4 protein-coding genes are annotated in these 2841 nt (G+C 52.1%); 1 reads left to right on the forward strand and 3 read right to left on the reverse strand.

Features of this window, described 5'->3' with window-relative positions:
• The 3 genes from feoB to VB081_RS05250 form a co-directional block, all read right to left on the reverse strand.
• On the reverse strand, positions 1-1295 hold a 1295-nt coding region (feoB, locus tag VB081_RS05240; protein ID WP_323399785.1), incomplete at its 3' end, for a ferrous iron transport protein B.
• Positions 1292-1579 carry a FeoA family protein gene (locus VB081_RS05245; protein WP_323399786.1) on the reverse strand — a complete coding sequence of 96 codons (288 nt, stop codon included), beginning with the start codon at positions 1577-1579 and terminating at the stop codon, positions 1292-1294. The genes feoB and VB081_RS05245, both read right to left, overlap by 4 nt.
• 123 nt (positions 1580-1702) lie before the next feature.
• On the reverse strand, positions 1703-2491 hold the full coding sequence (locus VB081_RS05250; RefSeq protein WP_323399787.1) for a YdcF family protein: 789 nt from the start codon (positions 2489-2491) through the stop codon (positions 1703-1705).
• Positions 2492-2590: 99 nt separating this feature from the next.
• On the opposite strand from VB081_RS05250, the gene VB081_RS05255 reads away from it, so the two are divergent.
• Positions 2591-2841, forward strand: a 251-nt coding sequence (locus VB081_RS05255) for an aldo/keto reductase (protein ID WP_323399788.1), incomplete at its 3' end; no start/stop codon positions are given.

The following is a 2841-nucleotide window of genomic DNA, read 5'->3' on the forward strand; positions in this document are numbered from 1 at the left end:
ATCGGCGTGATCAGGATGGTAAGCGTCCTGTCCCGCTCGCTTGCGAGAGTACGTGTGGACATGATTGCCGGAACGCTGCACCCCAAGCCAAGGAGCATTGGCACGAAAGACCGCCCCGAAAGCCCGATCTTGCGCAGCGAACTGTCCATCACAAAGGCGACGCGAGCCATATATCCTGAATCCTCGAGGATAGACAGGAAAAAAAACAAGATTAGAATGATAGGCAAGAACGAAAGCACGGTACCTACGCCTGTAAACGCGCCGTCAATGACAAACGAGCGCATCCATTCAGAAACACCCGCGCCAACAAGCGCATTGTTGGTCACATCCGTCACAAAGGCGATACCTTCCTCGAACGCGCCCGACAAAAATCCGCCGATGGGGCCGAATGTCAGGTAAAAGATAAATGCCATGATCCCGATAAAAATGGGGATGGCCCAGATTTTGTGCGTTAGCACGCGGTCGATCTTTACAGAACGCTGCATCTCCCGCGTCGAACTTTTCTTAGAAACGACATCTTCGTACAGCTTCTCGATAAACCGGTAACGCATATCGGCGAGCGCGGCCTCGCGGTCGGTTCCTGTGCCTTCCTCCATCTGGTCGATGATGTGCTGCAAAATATCCTTGTCCGATTCGTCAAGCTCGAGAGCGCGCTCCAAAGGTTCGTCGCCCTCGATGAGCTTTGAGGCGGCAAAACGCGCGGGATATCCGGCTGCCGCGGCATGATCCTCGATCAGATGCTTAGCAGCGTGCAGCGCCTTGTGTACCTCGCCCTCGCAAAAATCCGTGCGGCGGGGCAACTCTTTATTTTTGACCACGCGGCGCAGCTCTTCCACGAGCTCTTCCACACCCTGATTTTTGGACGCGGAAATAGGCACGACAGAAACGCCGAGCTCCTCGCTTAATTTCTTGATATCGATCGTGATATCGTTTGCGCGCACCTCGTCCATCATATTGAGCGCAATGACCATTGGTTTGTTAAGCTCCAAAAGCTGCAGCGTCAGATATAGGTTGCGTTGCAAATTGGTCGCGTCTACGATATTTAAGATCGCGTCCGGATTTTGTTTGATGATAAAGTCCCGCGAAACGATCTCCTCGGGCGTATATGGGGAAAGCGAATAAATACCGGGCAAATCCACAACAGACATGTCCTTTTCGCCCTTCACTTTGCCTTCTTTATGTTCTACGGTAACGCCGGGGAAATTCCCGACATGCTGGTTCGAGCCTGTCAATTGGTTAAAAAGAGTTGTTTTTCCGCAATTCTGATTTCCCGCAAGCGCGATCAATATACTCATGAGCGGCCTCCGAATCTGCGGGTGATAATGTGGTGGTGATGGTGGTGCGGCTGGTCGTGGGTAGAATGAAGCGTGATTTGCGCAGCGTCTTCCTTGCGCAGCGTGAGCTGGTATCCACGGATATGGAGTTCGATCGGATCGCCGGATGGCGCCATTTTCTGCACCATTACACGGGTTCCGGGCGTAAGCCCCATCTCAAGGAGCCGTCTTCGCAGCGCACCCTGTCCGCCCACTGCCAGTATCGTCCCGGATTCCCCGGGCTTTAATTGATCCAATGTCTGCATACCGCTCTTGCTCAGCCCTTCCGCGCACGCGCCAACTGCGGCACACGCAACATAAGCCTATTACCCCATCCTCAAAATCATAACAACATATTTATGGTAATAGATGCGGTGGGTTTTGTCAATTCAATCAAACACAACGCCAAACACATACGTGGACAGCAGCGCCAACGATTCGCGCATATAAGAGGGCGGCGCGGTATAAATAAGCGTGCGCCATGCCATGCCATGCACGTTGCTCATGCCCGCGGCACGTGCGGTGATGCCCGCGCGCAGGATATGATAATCGTTGGTCACAAAAACGGTGGTATAATTATTTTCGCCGAACATTTCGTCTAGAATCTTCTTTGAATTGGTAAAATTTTCGCGGGTACTCGTCGACTGATCCTCGATCACAATACGGCTTTCGTCGATGCCGTGACCGATCAGGTATTCGCGCATCGCGTGAGATTCAGGGATTTCCTCCTGCGCACCCTGTCCGCCGCTCACAAGGATGATCGCGTCCGGGTTTTCGCGCGCATATTCCATCGCTGTGTCAAGTCGCCGCGCAAGCGTGTCCGAAGGCTCTTTTCCTTTGAGCGCTGCGCCGAGAACCATCACCACATCTGCGTCGGCGGGCGGCGCGGTGTTCGCGGCCTGCACCATCATAATGCCGAATATCGTAAAAACAGCAATCAAAAAAGCGTAACCGATGATGAAGACCCATTTGACGACCCTGCCCACGCCTTTTGCAAACCAGATATTGAGGCGCGGCGCAAAAATACCGTACATCAAAAGCGGGATGCCAAGCAGGGCGGGAAGTACGTTGCCTAAATTGACATTGTTGCGCAAGAGCAAAAAGCCGGAATAGGCAACGAGAAATATTCCCAAAATAAGCAGAACGATACGCAGGATATTAGAGGTTTTTTTCTTCATATGACGTATGATACTCATAACAAAGAAGTTTGTCAAACCGCAAACACCTGTTTTAAGCAGCCTGATTTATGGTAAGATAAACAAAAAGGAGGGGACATTATGAGCAAACATACGGTCACATTGCCAAACGGGCAACAGGTTCCGAGCCTCGGGCAGGGGACGTGGCACATGGGCGACGATGTGGGCAAACTCGATGAGGAGATCGAGAGCATCCGTTTGGGTGTAAGACTTCATATGACACTCATTGATACAGCTGAAATGTACGGTGAGGGCGCGTCCGAACGTTTGGTCGGCAAAGCGATTTCAGGAATCGACCGGGAAACGCTTTTTCTGGTGTCCAAGGTCTATCC

Origin of the sequence: Christensenella sp. (assembly GCF_034927525.1) — a bacterium.
Lineage (GTDB): Bacteria > Bacillota > Clostridia > Christensenellales > Christensenellaceae > Christensenella.